At 51.5% G+C, this 17,693-nt stretch carries 12 protein-coding genes; 8 read left to right on the top strand and 4 right to left on the bottom strand.

Features of this window, described 5'->3' with window-relative positions; genetic code table 11:
- Positions 1 to 2 precede the first annotated feature (2 nt).
- The 5 genes from ACYU8Y_RS04295 (at position 3) to ACYU8Y_RS04275 (ending at position 5,327) form a co-directional block, all read left to right on the top strand.
- The gene (locus tag ACYU8Y_RS04295; protein WP_460934556.1) at positions 3 to 1,277 is read left to right on the top strand and encodes an efflux RND transporter periplasmic adaptor subunit; all 1,275 of its coding nucleotides are present in this window, start codon (positions 3 to 5) and stop codon (positions 1,275 to 1,277) included.
- 49 nt (positions 1,278 to 1,326) lie between these two features.
- Complete coding sequence (locus ACYU8Y_RS04290; RefSeq protein ID WP_460934554.1) at positions 1,327 to 1,953, top strand: hypothetical protein; 627 nt, start codon at positions 1,327 to 1,329, stop codon at positions 1,951 to 1,953.
- 8 nt (positions 1,954 to 1,961) lie between these two features.
- A complete protein-coding gene (locus tag ACYU8Y_RS04285; RefSeq protein ID WP_460934552.1) occupies positions 1,962 to 3,971 on the top strand; it encodes a heavy metal translocating P-type ATPase in 2,010 nt (669 codons plus the stop codon).
- Positions 3,972 to 3,988: 17 nt separating this feature from the next.
- Positions 3,989 to 4,195: a PLD nuclease N-terminal domain-containing protein gene (locus ACYU8Y_RS04280; RefSeq protein WP_460934550.1), complete on the top strand. Its 207-nt coding sequence runs from the start codon at positions 3,989 to 3,991 to the stop codon at positions 4,193 to 4,195.
- A 220-nt stretch (positions 4,196 to 4,415) separates the two neighbouring features.
- Positions 4,416 to 5,327, top strand: coding sequence for a hypothetical protein (locus ACYU8Y_RS04275; RefSeq protein ID WP_460934548.1), 912 nt, complete (start codon positions 4,416 to 4,418; stop codon positions 5,325 to 5,327).
- Positions 5,328 to 5,608: 281 nt separating this feature from the next.
- On the opposite strand, the gene ACYU8Y_RS04270 is transcribed toward ACYU8Y_RS04275, so the two are convergent.
- Together ACYU8Y_RS04270 and ACYU8Y_RS04265 are read right to left on the bottom strand one after the other, a co-directional pair.
- Positions 5,609 to 8,251, bottom strand: coding sequence for an ABC transporter permease (locus ACYU8Y_RS04270; RefSeq protein ID WP_460934546.1), 2,643 nt, complete (start codon positions 8,249 to 8,251; stop codon positions 5,609 to 5,611).
- Positions 8,248 to 8,583 (bottom strand): PadR family transcriptional regulator, encoded by a 336-nt coding sequence (locus ACYU8Y_RS04265; RefSeq protein WP_460934544.1) that lies wholly within the window; start codon positions 8,581 to 8,583, stop codon positions 8,248 to 8,250. Before ACYU8Y_RS04265 ends, ACYU8Y_RS04270 begins: the two co-directional genes overlap by 4 nt.
- A gap of 563 nt (positions 8,584 to 9,146) precedes the next feature.
- Here ACYU8Y_RS04265 and ACYU8Y_RS04260 point away from each other — a divergent pair.
- The 3 genes from ACYU8Y_RS04260 (at position 9,147) to ACYU8Y_RS04250 (ending at position 13,451) form a co-directional block, all read left to right on the top strand.
- Positions 9,147 to 10,679 carry an ankyrin repeat domain-containing protein gene (locus tag ACYU8Y_RS04260; protein ID WP_460934542.1) on the top strand — a complete coding sequence of 511 codons (1,533 nt, stop codon included), beginning with the start codon at positions 9,147 to 9,149 and terminating at the stop codon, positions 10,677 to 10,679.
- Positions 10,680 to 10,683: 4 nt separating this feature from the next.
- Positions 10,684 to 11,184, top strand: a complete 501-nt coding sequence (locus ACYU8Y_RS04255) for a DUF2271 domain-containing protein (RefSeq protein ID WP_460934540.1) — start codon at positions 10,684 to 10,686, stop codon at positions 11,182 to 11,184.
- A 71-nt stretch (positions 11,185 to 11,255) separates the two neighbouring features.
- Positions 11,256 to 13,451: a PepSY domain-containing protein gene (locus ACYU8Y_RS04250; protein WP_460934538.1), complete on the top strand. Its 2,196-nt coding sequence runs from the start codon at positions 11,256 to 11,258 to the stop codon at positions 13,449 to 13,451.
- A gap of 35 nt (positions 13,452 to 13,486) precedes the next feature.
- On the opposite strand, the gene ACYU8Y_RS04245 is transcribed toward ACYU8Y_RS04250, so the two are convergent.
- Positions 13,487 to 14,473, bottom strand: a complete 987-nt coding sequence (locus ACYU8Y_RS04245; protein WP_460934536.1) for an FAD:protein FMN transferase — start codon at positions 14,471 to 14,473, stop codon at positions 13,487 to 13,489.
- A gap of 114 nt (positions 14,474 to 14,587) precedes the next feature.
- On the bottom strand, positions 14,588 to 17,617 hold the full coding sequence (locus tag ACYU8Y_RS04240) for a PD-(D/E)XK nuclease family protein (protein ID WP_460934534.1): 3,030 nt from the start codon (positions 17,615 to 17,617) through the stop codon (positions 14,588 to 14,590).
- Positions 17,618 to 17,693: the final 76 nt, after the last annotated feature.

Here is a 17,693-nt window from a genome sequence, read left to right as displayed (position 1 = left end):
TCATGTTGACAATCATCAAGTTATATCGCATGGGCCTGTTGCTCGGTCTCCTGAGTCTCAACGCCTGCACCGGCAAGGATGAAGCTACGAGCGAACAGAAAACGGCCGCGGCACAATCCCAACACCATGAAGAAGCACCGCCCGACATCATTGAATTAACCGAGGATCAGGTTCGTATTGCCTCCGTTCAACTGGGTCAGGTGGAGTACCGCACTATAGCTCAATTGCTAAACCTCAACGGGCGGTTGGCCGTTCCGGCCCAGAGCCAGGTAAACATCACCGCATTGCAGGGCGGCTTCGTACGGTCGATTCCGCTGTTGCCCGGCCAGCCGGTACGAAAAGGGCAGCTGCTGGCCCGCGTCGAGAATCCTGACCTGATCGGGGTGCAGCAGGAATACGCCGAAACGCATAGTCGGCTGACGTATTTAGAAGCCGAACTGGCCCGGCAGCAGGAGTTGAGCCGGGAGAATGTGAGTGCCCTAAAGGTGTTACAACAAACGACGGCTGACCTCAACGCTGCCCGCGCCCGCCTAACGGGATTGGCTCAGCGGATACGATTGGTAGGCTTGTCGCCCCAGGCGGCACTAGCGGGTCGGTTTAGTGCCACGTATGTCATTACGGCCCCGGTTACCGGTGTTGTTACGGACATACCGGCCACAGCCGGCCAGTATGTTCAGCCTGCCGACGTAATTGCCCGACTTACCAGCAGCCAGGGCCTGTATGCAGAGCTAACGGTCTTCGAAAAAGACTTACCCCAGCTTCGGGAAGGGCAGCGGGTGCGGATTCTGCTCAATAATGAAGGCGGGAAGCAGCGGGCTGGGCGGATCTCATACATCAACCGGGCGATCGACGCGGACCGCTCGGTACGGGTTGTAGCCAAGCTCGACCAGCCCGATACCCATTTGTCGCCGAATACATCACTCAGGGCCAGTTTAGATCTGGTCGATAGCCGGGTTACAGCCCTACCCGAAGGAGCCATCGTGTCGGCGGAAGATAAGGACTACATCTTCGTGGAAACGGATGAAAAGGAACCTGAACACCAGGAGCACGAAGCAAAGGGAGATGAGCATTCGGAAGAAAGACCCGACAAGGGCGGTTCATCAATACGGTTCAAGCAGATTCTAGTGCGCCGGGGCGTAACAGACGGAGGCTATTCACAGGTAATGCTACCGGCCAGCCTCAATCCGGCTACGGTGCGCGTGGTCGTTAAAGGTGCCTATGCGCTGTTGTCGCAGCTTAAAGCCGCCAGTGGCGAAGGAGAAGAACACGCCCATTAACCAAAAAGCCTGGTACCCCTTGCCCTATAATCAAACCCGACGAAGACAGATGCTCTGGAACCTACTGATAGGCAGCCTTCTCCTGGGATCGGTCCACGCGGCCATTCCTAACCACTGGTTGCCAGTTGTACTTATTGGCCGCTCCGAAAGCTGGTCGGAGCGGGAAACGCTGGGCGTGGTGGCCCTGAGCGGATTCTTTCATACGCTCAGTACGGTCATACTGGGAATTATCATCGGGGCAATCGGGATGAAAGTCTCCGAACGGCTCGAAGCGCAAACCCGACTGATTGCCTCCCTGCTACTGCTTTTCATGGGGCTGATCTACTTTGCCATGCACGATGCCAACGCCGGATCACCCCATGAACACGTACCCAGGGGAGTGGCGGGTCGTTCGAAAGCAGCCATCATCGCTACGCTGTCGGTAGCTATGTTGTTTTCACCCTGCCTGGAAATTGAAACCTTCTTTTTTACGGCGGGTACGCTTGGCTGGACGGCTATCGTCACCCTATCGGTGACCTATACCGTGGTAACTATTGCCTGTATGGTAGGCCTGACGGCAATCTCGTACCGGGGGCTGGCCCGCGTCAACTGGCATTGGCTCGACCATAACGAGAAACGCCTGACCGGCGGCATTCTGATTGCCCTCGGCATTTTCACTTTTTTCATAGAACTCTAAAACTATTTATGGCACACGATCACGATCATGATGGTCACGACCACAGCGACGATGAGGATATCGAACTGATCGAAGAGGGCACCACACCAGCAGCAGCGGCTACGAAGGCAAGCCCTGATCAGGCCTGGCGCACGTACGCACCTGCCGCAATCAGCCTGGCATTGTTGCTGGGTGGCATCGGACTTGACAGCTACGCCGAAAGCTGGTTTAAGAATCTGACCTGGACGGGTCCGACCTGGAAGGACCCCATCCGGCTTATCTGGTACGTGGTGGCTTACCTTCCGGTAGGCTGGCCGGTGCTTAAACGCGCCTGGAGCAGCAGCATCCGTGGCGACGTGTTCACCGAATTTTTCCTGATGGGTGTGGCTACGCTTGGTGCCTTCAGTATCCGCGAATACCCGGAAGGTGTAGCAGTCATGCTGTTTTATACCATCGGCGAGTTGTTTCAGGATGCCGCCGTTCTCCGGGCACGTCGCTCCATCAAAGCCCTGCTCGATGTTCGCCCCGACGAAGTGACGGTACTTGTAAACGGGCAGGCGCAAACCGTAAAAGCCGCTACCGTGGTTGTTGGTGCGGTGATTCAGATTAAAGCAGGCGAAAAAGTAGGGCTGGATGGCACGATGCGTTCCAACTCAGGTACGTTCGATACGGCAGCGCTGACGGGGGAAAGTGTACCCCGCATTATTGAAAAAGGCGAAGCGGTACTGGCCGGGATGATCAACCGGCAGTCGCTGGTCGAGATGGATGTGACCACGCCCTATCAGGATTCCAAGCTGTCGCGCATTCTTAAACTTGTGCAGCAGGCCACAGGCCGGAAAGCACAGACCCAGGAATTCATTGCCCGGTTTGCCAAGGTGTATACTCCGGCTATTTGTGGACTGGCTTTACTGATTACAATTATCCCGTATTTCGTTGTCGCCGATTACCAATTTCGTGACTGGCTCTATCGGGGACTGGTATTTTTAGTCATCGGCTGTCCGTGTGCACTGGTTATTTCCATACCGTTGGGCTACTTCGGCGGCATTGGTGCCGGATCAAAGCAGGGCATTCTCTTTAAAGGTTCCGTGTTTCTGGATTTGATGACACAAGTAAAAACCGTCGTCATGGACAAGACCGGTACGTTGACCAAAGGCGTTTTTAAGGTGCAGGAAGTCAAACCCGTTGGTATCGACGCTACAGAATTAGCCCGGTTAACGGCCGCGCTGGAAAGCAAATCAACCCACCCGGTCGCCACCGCCATCATTGATCATGCCGGGGAAGGATACGAAACAGTAGCCGTTGAAAACGTGGAAGAAATTCCCGGACACGGGCTAAGAGGAACTGTCGACGGGAAAGAACTGCTGGCCGGCAATGCTAAACTGCTTCGCAAATTCAATGTATCGTTTGATGAAGCCCTAACCCAAATTCCGTTTACGATTGTCATGACGGCCATTAACGGAACATTTGCGGGTTATTTCACCATTGCCGACGAAGTAAAAGCCGATGCCGCCGATGCCATCAAACGCCTGAAAGCCGATGGTATTCGCACCGTGATGCTGTCGGGCGATAAAGCGGCTGTTGTGGAAGCCGTCGCCAAACAGATAGGCGTAGCGGAGTGGCACGGCGATTTATTGCCTGAGGATAAAGTTCGTGAGGTCGAGCGGTTAAAAGGAGAACAGCCCACCAATCCTAAAGCAAAGCTAGCGTTCGTTGGCGATGGCGTGAATGACGCGCCGGTGGTCGCGCTGGCGGATGTCGGTATGGCAATGGGTGGGCTCGGCTCGGACGCGACCATCGAAACCGCCGACGTGATTATCCAGAACGACGAACCGGCCAAAATTGCTACGGCGGTCGAGATTGGCCGGGCTACCCGCCGGATCGTGTGGCAGAACATCACCTTGTCGATGGTTGTCAAAGCCATTGTGCTGGTGCTGGGCGCTGGTGGTCTGGCGACTATGTGGGAAGCCGTCTTCGCGGATGTCGGCGTGGCGATGCTCGCCATTCTGAACGCTGTGCGGATTCAAAACATGAAGTTTTAAGCTTAAACTCGACAAGGATGCCTTCTCCCGATACAAGTTTAGTTCTCTGGCAGATTGGGGTGGTAACTCAGTTGCCAGGAACTGCCTATGCCCTTATGCAAATCTACCGGCAATCATTACCCCCCGGAAGAAAGACGGCCTGGTGTTTAGTCATTTTGTTTATTCCTTTGGGTTGGGTTATTTATCTCCTTTTCCGAAAACAAATAGAGTCAGCCAGATCGTGAGTTTATTTACTCAACCTAAATCAATCGACTGTATATGAATGCTTTACAGATTATTGAGAAACCCGGATAAGAGTCGCTACAGGTTACTTTTCCTGTCTAAAACAAGGAACTTGAAACCCTTTCTGTCTTTTACAACAGCCCCCGTGGTTAGACAAAAGAGAAATCTTCTTTAAAACTAGCTAAACGAGTAAGTCTCTGATTTCATCTTGAAGAACTGAGTATGGTAAACTTTTACACTAAGAACGGGGTGATCAGGTTCATCGGTAACGTTTATTTACTGACCTTTCTGGGCTTATCAATAGCCTACTGTCAACGTATCAAACCCGATATGACGCCAGTTGAATTAGCCCAACGAATATTTGATGAGAACGGCTTTCCAGCCTTAGGCAACTATATCACGGGGGACTACAAGGGGCACCCTAACGGCAAAGACTTTAAGCAAAAGAACTCGAAGCGCACGTTCAAACTGTTAAGTCAAACTAACCAAAATGCGGTTGTAGCCTTAACAATCACTAACAAAGCAGGCTTGGGTACGGACTATTATCTATACTTTGTGAAACAGACCATCTGGAAGATGCAAGCCTTTCGGTCATTGGCCATGGCTGGTTATGGTTTGTTCGAAAAGAACCAGTTAGAGCGTTTGAATACCAAACAGATTGATAGTATTATCGCTTTGTCGGAACGTAAGCAAGGGGTATACAGTCTTTTTTCGTCCCGAGAGGACTACAATTTCAAGTTGGGCAACGCTCGTTTGCTGTCCTTATCGGATGACGGCTTGATCGCCTTTTTCAATGAACACCGTCATCAGTTCGATGAATTGAAAAAAGTCATTATAGCGGGAAAGGACGAATTCAAAAAGAATAAAACGGCGGATATTGAGCTCAATGTAAAGAATAGCAAAGTGATTGAAGATCGCTGGAAAGAAGCTTGTCGAAAGCTATTTATCTTATATGCACCCGCGCGCGATTCGGACTTTAGAAATTCAGTTGAAGTAGTCATTTGGGGAATGAGCGACAACTCAATGGGTTACGTTTACATTCCAGATAAGGAGAATATTCCAATGATGAGCCCGGATCATATCATCTTGTTACGAGCAATGGGCGATGGATGGTTTCTCTATAAGACTACTTAAGTTGACGTTTGAGGACTTGACAGCGGTGGCTGTTGCAAAAGGCCTGAAAGCCAAGTGTAGGATGAGGAAGAAATAGGATTGATTGACGACGAGAAGCCTCTCGTTATTGCCCTCCACTGGTGGTCGACGTAAGCAAGGGTAGCAGCCATTCTCTTTGTCTCTATTGGAAAAGTTTTGAACAAACAAATGGCATTTGGTTTTATAAGCGATCCATGAACGTAGATCGGCTCACCAACTCATCGTATGCCAACGATGAGTTGGTGAGCCGACCTCTGTACAATCTATTCCGTTCGTAACGTCTTTACTGGATTTACCAGAGCGGCTTTCACGCTTCGCAAACCGACGGTCAGTAAAGCCACCAGGAAGGTGATCAGAATGGCCAGCAGGAAAATGCCAGCGCCAATTTCAATGCGATATACAAAACTGGCCAGCCATTTGTTCATCGCCCACCAGGCCAGCGGTGCCGCCAGCACAAACGCAGCTAACAGCAACCGGGAAAATTCTTTCCCGAACAGCCAGAGAATACTGGACGTACTCGCGCCTAATACCTTGCGCACGCCAATTTCCTTCTTTTTCTGAGCCGCCATGAACGACACCAAGCCGTACAGACCCAGGCAGCCGACAAAAATGGCGATACCAGCAAACCCCTGAATGAGCCTCAGCAGCATACTATCGAGTTTATAAAGCCGGTCAATGTCTTCGTCCAGAAAATGGTACGTGTAAATCGATGACGGATACAGGGCCGTCCAGGCTTTTTCAAATCCGGCCAGGGTAGCCCCCAGCGTAGCCGGGTTCACTTTTATTCCGCAACTGTTGTACATCTCCAGTCGGGTCGTCAGGCAGAGCGGCTCAATCGCGCTACGAAACGACTTAAAATGGAAGTCTTTCATAACCCCAACGATGGTTCCCGCCTGACCATTGATCGTTGCCGATTTCCCGATTACATCCTCTAGGGAGGCTAAACCCAGAGCTTTCACGGCAGCTTCGTTGAGTAAGTACTCCCGAACGGTATCCGACGAAGCCAGGTTGCGACCGGCCAGAATGGGGATTTTAAACGTTGGGACGAACTGATTATCCCCGGTTTTATAGGAAATATTGAAGCGTTCATTTTTGGGACGAGAGTCAAAGCGAATACCTGTACTGCCCAGAAATTCGGTGGCTGGAGGACTATTAAAAAACGTCACGTTTTCGACGCCCGCCAGTTCCGAAAGCTGGTTACCCAATGTAGTTATCTTTGACTTTTGATTATCCGGTACCGGTAGAATGACGATAGCCTCTTTCTGAAAACCCATGTCAGCCTGCTCAGAATACCGTACCTGGCGGGTGACGATCAGCGTGCCGATGATGAGCAGTTGTGAGATCGCAAACTGGGTGACAACCAGCCCTCTTCGTAGGGAAAACCCGCCCACTGATTGCTGAGAGAGCTTGCCCTTCAGGGCCTGCACGGGCTGAAAACGAGCCAGAACCAGACCGGGATAAGCCCCCGAACAGAACGTCACGATCAGGAGCAGGCCGAGCAAAAAGAAAAGTAGGTAGGTATCCGTCAATGGATTGATGGTTAGCTCAATAGCAAACCATTGATTGACCGACGGTACGGCCAGATAGGTCAGGCCTAAAGCGATTATCAGGGCTAATCCAGCGATGAGCGCCGTTTCGGTGATAAATTGCCAGAAGAGTGCTCCTCGCTGGCTGCCTAATGCTTTTCGAACACCAATTTCTCTGGAGCGGCCCAGCGCCTGCGCGGTTGCCAGGTTAATAAAGTTGACGCAGGCCGTAACAACCAGGAAAAAGCCGATCAGCATAAACGTCCAGAGATTCTTTTTATCCGTATACCCCCGCAGTTTGGGATTAAAATGAACATCGGAGAGTGGCTGTAGCGTAAACCGAAAAAGCTTCGCATTCTCCTTGTCATAGTATTTAGCACTAATGGCGGGAAGAATAGTAGAATTAACCATCGCGGCCGACACCCCTGGTTTGAGCTTGATAAAGCACTGCATCTCTTTGTTGAAACCGACCCACCAGTCTTTTTCAACCAGCCAGGGACTATGGTCCTGCAAATTGCTATAGGGAATATAGATTTCCGTGCGAAAATCGGTTGTGGCCGGCAGGTTCTGAAGAACACCCGTAATGGTTACGACCAGCGAACTATCGATGCGCAACACCTGACCCATGGGGTCCTTATCACCAAAGTATTTTTTGGCTATTCGCTCCGTAATCAGGGCCGTATTGCGCTCCTGCAAGGCCGTCGGCAAGCTACCCTCTAGCAGGGGAAAATTGACAATGCGGAGAAAATCGGGATCTGCAAAGGCAACATCTTCCTTGAATTTTTTCTGGGGCGACACCGCCACCACTCGATCTTTCAAAAACCCGATTCGCCCGACTTCCTGGGCAACATCATAGCCTCGCTTGAAGGCTTCGCCCATTGGATTGGGAACCCCTGTACTGTAGGTTATCTTTTCGGTATGAAGCTCTGTGGTAATGCGGTAGATCCGGTTGTGGTCGGCATGGAAGGTATCAAAACTGAGGTGGTATTTGACCAACGTAAAAATCAGAATGGCACCGGCAATACCCAGACTCAGGCTCACTACATTAATCAGCGTATAGGACTTGTGCCGATTGAGTTTCCTCAATGCGATTTTAACATAACTGCTTAGCATGGTCATTGGAGTTGGATCTGAATAATGGCTTTGTTGGGTGTATCGGTGGGTTGATTGAAGGGGCTCTCGCCATAACCGGGGATGCAGCATCAACAGCATTTCCAGCACATACAATAGTTGGGCTTTCCTAACCCCGTACCGATGGACTCGCTTTTGAAACAATTCATGCAGATCACCCAGCACTTCGTCCCGGATATAAGGAGCCGTAATTCGACTGAGTAGCTGCTCCGCCCAGCGTGGCGGCTGGATTTTGTTTCTCCGATTCATGTCAGGTGATCAAAAGCGGTTTTTGGAATCCCGTTCCACAATTCATTCCGGATACGCCGGGCTTGCTGTAGGGCTTGTTCACCGGCCAGGGTCATCGTGAACAGGCGTTTGCTGCGCCCTCCTCGTTCGGCAACCGGCTCACTAAACCGGGACTGAATCAATCCCTTTTCTTCTAACCGCTGCAACGTTCGATGCACAACGCCTAAGCTCATCGGCCGCTCCAAACGACTGGTTAGTTCTTCTAAAACCGCTACCCCATAGGCATCATCGTAGAGCAGGGCGACCGTCAGCAGAACGATCTCTTCAAACTCACCCAATTGAGTTCCTTTCATGAATTGGTAGATTGCGTAATTAAAAAAACTTATGTTTTCCTTTTGCATAGCAAATAAAAGGCCAATAGTATCAATCGGCTTCAGAACCTTAAAAAGCTTATTTTCGGCTTTCTTTGGGGTTTTATTTCGTCCGTTTTCGGACTGTACTTTGTCCATATTTGGACGGTTCATGGAGATTAGGCTAAGTATCGGCCGCTTTTCAACTTGTCTACTATCGCACCAACCACACGAATGCAAGCCGGAAATTTGCCGTTCTTTCGGGCTATTGAACGGAGCCTATTGAAAACGGCATCTACCCTTCCAGCAAACCATTCAGGACTCGTTCAAGCCGATCTTATAACTGGTTTAGTCTGACTTCGCTCCCCTTTCAGCGGCCTGGAATAAGAAACGGCAGAAAACATCCTCTTCAAGCATACCGATGCGTGTAAAATAAGCATATAGAATCAGTCCGAGCGCTCTTATTTAGACTGAATCTTATTAACTTTGCAACGGGTTCGGCCCTTTATCGGACCTGCACGCGCAATCGTACGCAAGTCAATCCAATCGTTTCAGGTATAATCTATATGAAAAAGTTACTGAGTGCCGTTTTGGTGGGCTTTGCGCTCTCCGCTCAGGCTCAGAAAAACGTACTGCTTGATCAGGCGTTCTGGCAAAGTAAGCCAGACGTGAATCAGGTCAAAGCGGAGATCGAGAAGGGCAGTAACCCCTCGCAGTTCAATCCGGCTAGTTTTGATCCCGTTGTCATGGCGATTAATGCACAGGCCCCCAATGAGACCATCAAATATCTGTTGGCGCAGCCCGGCAATGGTATAAACAAGCTGACGCACGACAGCCGTACCTACCTGCACTGGGCCGCCAACCGGGATAATATAGAGATTGTGGAATACCTGCTTGGCAAAGGCGCTACTGTTAGTGTTGGTGATAGCCACGGAGCAACCCCGCTAACCTTCGCGGCCGGTGGCGGAATGCCCGATACGCAGCTATACGACCTGCTTATCAAAGGTGGAGCCAACCTTAAAAAAGACGTCAACCACGATGGAGCCAATGCCTTGCTGGTGGCCATCGCCAACGATAAAGACCTCAAACTGACTGATTATTTTATCTCGAAAGGGCTGGATCTGAAAAGCACCGACGCGGCCGGGAACAATGCTTTTGGCTATGCCGCTCGGGGTGGTAACCTCAGCGTACTGAAAGCCCTTCAGCAACGGGGTGTATCCGTAGATCCCAACGCCATGATTATGGCCGCGCAAGGGTCGCGCCGGGCCCCTGCTCCTATTGAGGTGTTTCAATACCTGGAAAGCGCGGGGGTAAAACCCACAGCCGTTAATAAAAATGGCGAGAATGCGCTGCACGCGCTGGTACGTCGGCCTGGTCAGTCGGCCCTGATCGAGTATTTTTTAGGTAAGGGTACCGACGTCAATCAGGCCGACGAAGACGGAAACACGCCATTTATGAACGCTGCCGCCAGCAACCGCGACCTGAGTACGCTCGAACGGCTGGCCCCGAAAGTGAAAAATATCAATCAAAGTAATCAAAAGGGAACATCGGCTTTAGCCATGGCCGTGCAGGGAAACTCGCCAGAGGTGGTTGCGTATTTGCTTGGCAAGGGGGCCGATATACAGGCAACCGACAAGGCAGGCGATAATCTGGCGGTGTACCTGGTGCAGGGCTATCGTCCAGCAGGCCCTGGTTCTGCTGGCATGGGGGGCGGTCCACGTCCCGAAGGCGGAAACGGTGCCCCCCGTATCAGTGATTTTGACGCTAAACTGGCGCTCCTGCAGGAAAAAGGGGTTGACCTAAAGACTCCGCAGAAAAATGGCAATACACTCTATCACCTTGCCGTAGCTAAAAACGATCTGGCGCTGCTGAAAAAGCTGGAACCTCTCCAGATCGATGTGAACGCCCGCAACAAGGAAGGGATTACGGCTCTGCACAAAGCGGCTATGGTCGCCAAAGACGATGCCATGCTAAAATACCTGCTGTCGGTCGGGGCTAAAAAGGAAATTCCCACCAATTTTAAAGAAACCGCTTTTGATCTGGCCAGCGAGAACGAATCGCTGTCGAAAAGCAACGTATCGCTTACTTTCCTAAAATAAGAACATGTCTTTTTTGCCTAAAATTAGCCTGCTGGCGTTGGTCCTGGCCTTTGCCCAACCGGCTGCTTCATTTGCCCAATCGGGTACGACCCAATACAAGTGTATGATCCAGATGACCAACTATATGGGCGAAGGCGCTTACATTGTCGTCTCACTCATTAACGGCAAGGGAGCTTACGAGAAAACCTTGTATGTACTGGGCTCCAACAAAAAATGGTACCCGGATGTAAAAGAATGGCATAAGGCGTTGGGCAAAAAAACACCCAATATCAGCGCCATCACCGGGGCATCCGTTGCGGGGGGCGACCGTAGCGTCACCGTGCTGGAAATCGATAATAGCAAAATCAACAAGGATTATAAGCTTCGATTTGAAAGCGCGGTGGAGGACAAGAATTACAACGTAAAAGACCTGGAAATTCCGCTTACGACGGAGGCACTTGCCGCCAAAAGCGAAGGGACGGGCTACATCCGCTACGTACGTTTCAGCCCCAATACCAGCAACTAAGTTGCGCCAACCGCGTTGCGCCAGCTGCGCTGTGCCAACCAAGCTGACCCCAATTAACAGCGGCCTCATTTATGACTATTTCTGTCTGGAGATACAGCCACTTAGCCCTGGCTGTATCTTCTTTTCTTTTATTGTCTCTGGCATCGATCACGGGCATCATTCTGGCCTTCGAGCCCATATCGCAGAAAATTCAGCCCTATCGGGTTGCTAATTTTAATCAGCTTACGCTGGCTCAGGCCTTGCCAGTCCTGAAAAAACACGTTTCCGAGATCAGTGAACTGAGCATCGACGCGAACCAATTTGTGCAGATCAAGGGAAGTGATGCCGACGGCAAAAACCTGACCGCCTATGTCGATCCACAAACGGGCAAAATCCTGGGTATTCCAACGCAGCAGAGCGACTTTTTTCAATGGGTAACGGCGCTGCATCGGTCCCTGTTTGCGCACGAGGCTGGTCGGTTCTTTATTGGGCTGACGGCGTTCCTGCTACTGCTGATCACAGTCTCGGGCACAATGCTGATCATCCAGCGGCAACGGGGCATCCAGCGATTTTTTACCCGAATCGTGCGGGATAACGCTGCGCAGTATTATCACGTTGTGCTGGGACGGTTGTCACTGATTCCGATCTTCGTTATTGCGCTGTCGGGCACGTATTTGTCGCTGGAGCGGTTCGGACTGATGAAGACCGAAAAAATCTCCCCCAAAATCGATCTGGACGCGATCAGGTCCAAGCCGGAAAGCCAGTTGGCTGACTTCCCGGTATTCAAAAACACGAAACTTTCCGACGTTCAACGCGTCGAGTTTCCCTTTTCTGACGACGTCGAAGATTATTACACCCTGACGCTTGCCGATCGCGAACTGACGGTGAATCAGATTACGGGCGACATTCTTAGCGAAACCCGTTACCCAACCGATGTCCTGTTAACTAACCTGAGCCTAGATGTACACACCGGCCGGGCCAGTGCCATTTGGGCCATCATTCTGGCCATCGCTTCGGCAAACATCCTCTTTTTTATCTATTCCGGGTTTGCCATTACGTTTAGACGACGGGCAAACCGTGTCAAAAACCAGTACTCCGCCGACGAGAGCCGGTTCGTCATTTTGGTTGGGTCGGAGAACGGCAGTACTTTTCAGTTTGCCCAGCTCATTCATCAGCAACTGCTCAAACAAGGCCAGAAATCGTTCCTGACTGAGTTCAACGACTACACCGTTTTCCCTAAAGCGGAGTACCTGATCGCTTTAACGGCTACGTATGGGCTCGGTGACGCGCCAACCAATGCCAACCGCTTTGCCGCACTGGTTGAAAAATACCCACAGTTGCAGCCAGTACGTTTTTCAGTACTCGGCTTTGGGTCGCACGCTTATCCCGACTTTTGTAAGTTTGCCTTTGACGTGAACCAACTCCTGTCCCGGCAGCCATGGGCTGTTCCATTGGTGGATATTCACACCGTCAATGATCGGTCGCCGGACGAGTTTGGATTATGGGCCGAAGCCTGGTCGCAACAAACCAATCTACTGATGCCCGTTTCGTCGGCCCTCCCGAAGACGCCTGCGGTCAAACTTGAACCATTAACCGTAACGCACAATACGCGCACGACTCAGCCCAATGGCACCTTTTTGATCCGGCTACGCGCCAACCAGACAAACAGCGTTACGTCGGGTGATTTGCTGGCCATTTACCCCGCCAACGATCACCGCGAACGGCTGTATTCCATTGGTGTGTTGAATAAGGAACTTCAACTCAGCGTCCGGCTGCACCAACATGGCTTGGGTTCCAGCTTTTTACACGAACTTTCGCCGGGAGAAACAATCCAGGCCCGGATCGTTAGCAACGATCATTTTCATTTCCCGAAAAAAGCGCCGGTCGTGGTCATGATTGCCAATGGTACGGGCATCGCCCCCTTCCTGGGCATGATTAGTGAGAATAAACAGCCCGTGCCCTGCCATTTATACTGTGGTTTCCGGCAACATGCCTCCTTCGATGTTTACCGGAATTTTCTGGAAACGAGTCAGTTGGCGCGGCAACTCACGAACCTGCACGTTGCCTATTCGCGCGAAGGCAACAAAGAATATGTCAGTCAATTACTCACCCGCGACGCCGACTTCATTGCCAATACATTGATGGCAAAAGGGGTATTGATGCTCTGTGGATCGCTGGCGATGCAGAAAGATGTCCTCGCTCTACTGGAAACCATTTGCCAGACAAAACTGGGGCAAAGCCTTAGCGTGTACCAGTCACACGGCCAGATTCTGATGGATTGTTATTGAGCTGGCGGACCTGCGCGATCCCACCAGACATCAGCCTACAGCTTATGCATGGTCAAGGCTAGCTTGCTGGAGGAGATAATTTCCCCTTCATCGGTAATCAGGATATAGCTGTACTGCGGGTGTTTTTTTATCAGTTTCAGCCCGGCCTCCTTGCCCATGACCATCAAGGAGGTACTAAACCCATTGGCGGTTTCGGCGCTGGGTCCCAGGATCGAAACGCTGATCAACCCGGTAGCCGGATAGCCCGTTCTGGGATTAATGATGTGGGCATATCGCTTGCCATTGAACACCACAAACTTTTCGTAACTGCCAGAGGTAACCATGGCGCTTTCCCGCAAGGGCAAAACGGCGAAAATGGTATCACGCTGCATTGGATTGGTAATGCCTACCATCCAGTCACGGCCATCGGGTTGTTTTCCCCAGGTGCTCATATCACCCGACCCATTGACAATGCCAGCCTTGATACCTCTGGCCAGCATCATATCGCGGCAACGGTCGGTGGCGTACCCCTCTCCCAGCGCACCGAAGCCAATTTTCATCCCTTTCCGTTTCAGAAAAATGGTGGACTGTTTGCGGTCCAGGACTATAAATGAGTAGCCTACCTTCGCCACAGATTTTTTAATCGCTTCGGGGCTTGGCATTTCGGTCATTGAGCCATCGAACTTCCAGATTCGGTCCATGGCGGCAAAGCTGATATCGAAAGCCCCGTTGGTCATTTTGGAGAGCGCAATCGCCCGTTCCGTCAAGGCAAAAACCTCCGCATCCACCTTAACGGGTGCAATACCGGCATTTTTATTGACCATTGCTATTTGAGAATCCGCTTTCCAGTCGGAAATCAAGTTCTCGATCCGCGTTACTTCGGCAATGACCCGATCGATATTCGTCTCAGCCGTCAGGGAATCCTGCGCAACGATGGTAATGTCGAAGCGGCTACCCATTAGCTTAACGGTTCTTTTCCGTAGTACCTGAGCCGTCGTGCTCAAACTGAACAAGAGCAGCACCAGTAATAATGCCTGTTTCATGCTTTTGACGGAACAAACGCTGCCTCGGTATAATGTACTTCGTTCATGACCTGGTGGAGGCAATCCCCGGCGTTAAATAGGGTCTATAAAATTTACAAGATGCGTTAACGACGCCTAGCGGCCACAAATGCCCTTGTAATCGCAGAACTGGCAGATTTCAATCTGATCCGTTTTCTTGAACGGCTCATTCAGATCGAGCAACCGCTCGATCAGTTGCCGCAACAAATCTTCCGAATCCTCAATGTATTGCGCCGGGCTGTCATTGTCGCCAAACCGGACCGGGTTTGATTTAAAGCCCCCGTTCACATCGCGAAACGAATAGAAGCCCGCTTCAACGGGCATGCCTTCCGCCCGAAAAATATCCTTCTTTGCTCTGTCGCGGGGCAGGCCGCCATAGTCCCGGATGTTTTTCAGGGCCAGGTAGCGATACAGCCACAACTGCCGCATTTTATCTTCCTTACCATCGTTCAGTAGTTTGTCACTCAGGCCGATGGGCGTCTTTTCGGATAGATCGACCTTACCAGTTTTGTAATCGACAATACGTATCTGATCACCAAACTGCTCGATGCGGTCAATTTTACCCGCAATCCGCACCTGGATCGGTGCACGCCCCTCGATAGCCACCGTCAGGTACGTTTCCAGGGTTTGCTCGGTGCCAATGACGGTGAGGCCGGGGAGGGCATTTTGTTGCCGCTGAAAATCGAGCATCAGTTTCTGAGCCAGGTCATAGAGCAACAGGTTCATCCCCGATTCAATGACCCGGCCTTTCATGGAAACCGCAAACTCTTCTTCCAGGAGGGTCTTGATAATCGACTCATCAATGGGTAACGCTTTCATTCGGTAGTCAAGATCCAGGCGCTCCATCACCTTGTGCAGCCAACTCCCGAACTCGGCAGCCCCCATTTTTTCCTCGATATCTTCTTCTTCGCTGATGTTCACAATCCGGCTAAAATAGAAGCGCATCGAGCAACTCACAAACTGGTTCAGGTAGGACGGATACAGGCCTTTTGTGGTAAGTAACTTTACAAGATCCTCCCGAATCCGTTCCGTTTTTAACACCCGCAATTGAGACGGATCGGTACTTGTCTGCTCGGTAGATCGCCCGAAGCGAACGGTTGGGTGGCTCATGCGCACCCGACCATTTGAGCGTGGTATCAGTTCGTGTTCCAACTGTCGGATAAACCGGCTCGGCTCCCCTTTGCTACTGCCATAGGCATCGGTCGACGTGGTGTACAGCAACACCACGTCGCTGGCGCGCTGCAGGAGCCGGTAGAAGTGATACGCCATGACGGCTTCCTGCTCCCGATAGGTAGGCAGGAGCAATTCAGACGCTATATCGAACGGAATCAATGAGTTAAGCTTGCGTGACTGGGGCAAAATTCCTTCGTTTACGGAAAGGATGATAACCCGGTCGAAATCAAGCGCCCTCGTTTCGAGCATCCCCATGATTTGAAGCTGGCTCTTCCCCTCGCTTGTAAACGGAATGGACGTCTGCCGAATCAATTCATACAGAAATTGCCGGAAGCTTCGTACCGTAACCTCGGCCTGCCCCGTGGCCTGCCGGCCGTTGGGTGCTCCTTTCCCAACGCTTCCCTGCCGCTCCAGCGTGGCTTCGAGTTGCTTGAGCAGGGTAAAAAACAGATAGAGATACTCGATCTCGATGGCATCCTGACTGGTGCGATAAACATCGCGCAAAAGCTCAATCAGCTCATAAAATGTCTGAATGGCTTTCATCGGCTCGTCGTTGGGCCAGCGGGTGAACAGCACCTGGACGAGCGGATCGCGCTGCCCCAGCTCTCTTATCTCCTGCTCGGTCAGGTAGACGCGCTGGTTCTTGACAATTTCTTTGGCAATCCACTGAAAGAGAGGTTCTGCCGGTAGCACGTCACCATTCGGCAACACCTCGCCCGGCCACAGGAGTCCGCGAATACGCTCATACTGTTTCAGGAACGGGTGATTGAGCAGTTTCACCACGTGGCGGTGATGAAACTTGGGTATCTTCAGGTCACGGCCATCCCGGGTCCGGAATTCGTGCACCGTTCGCTGCATCTCAAACAGCGTATCGACCAGGGTGAACATCAGCGACGAACGCAGCGATAGCCCCATGGTCACGTTTAAATCCGTTACGTTTTCATCGAGTGCATACAGCACCGGCACCAGCAGAGTTTCATCGGCCAGCACGATGGCCGTTTTGGACGAACGGCTCGGATTACTCCCCTGCCCCACGGGCCCGGTCTGTTGCCATTCGCTGTAAATTTTGCCAGCCACTTTTGTCTGCATGCTGGCATTGGGCACGCCGACTACGCGAATATTTTTCTCCGAGCCAAGCAGATTATTGGATTGCTGGGCCAGATCGGTATGGTTCTGTTTCGAGAAAAACCAGCCATTTTCCTGGTATCGACGCAGGAATTCACCCGCTTCCTGCCGACGGTCGTCCATGTAATACTGATCGGCATCCCAGATAAGTTCGGCCTTTTGGGCGTCGACCAGCACCCGAATAATATGTTCTTCGGCCCGACTGAGTGCATTGAACCCAACAAAGTAGACCCGTTCGTACAACAAGTTATCCCGAATCAGCGATTCAACGTTCTGCGCCAGCAACCGATAGGCCATGCCCCGGTAAGCAAGCCCCTGCTCGTTTAGTCGTTCATGCAGGGCATGGTAAGCCGTTTGCAGGTTCTCAAACAGTTTGAAGTAGCGGGCCGTACCGGGCGTTTCCGCAATGGGCTTGGCCGTCGACGGCATGTCTACCTGCCAGCGTTCGAGGGTTTTAGCCGCGGTGAGGTAACTAAACAATTCATTCGGACTAACCAGGTATTGATCGATACGGTCGAAATCAGCCAGTAATACCGACGCCCAACCAATAAACTGCTCGAACTCAACCAGTGGGTCGATCTCCCTGAACACATCGTAGAGGTCGAATAATAAACTAACCGAATCAATCAATTGAACACCTGCAGCCTGGGTAATGAAATCATCGACAGCCAGGGCATGGGGTGCCAGAAAGGGTCGGTCGGAAAGGGCCGCCAGTTCATCCAAAAAAACGGACACCGCCCGGCGCGTTGGTAAAATCACCCAAACATCACGTAAGCTGGGGCCGTGGGTATCAAATATGCGTTTAGCCGTTTGGCGAAGAAAAGTCATTCGGTATTTGTTGAGTCGGGCCCGTTGTCCCGGACAGTAAAGATACAACTTGTCATTCACTGACCAGCCTTCCAAG

The organism is Spirosoma humi (genome assembly GCF_054776575.1).
The sequence above is the reverse complement of the archived record's forward strand: the minus strand, read 5'-3'. Positions and strand labels throughout refer to the sequence as shown.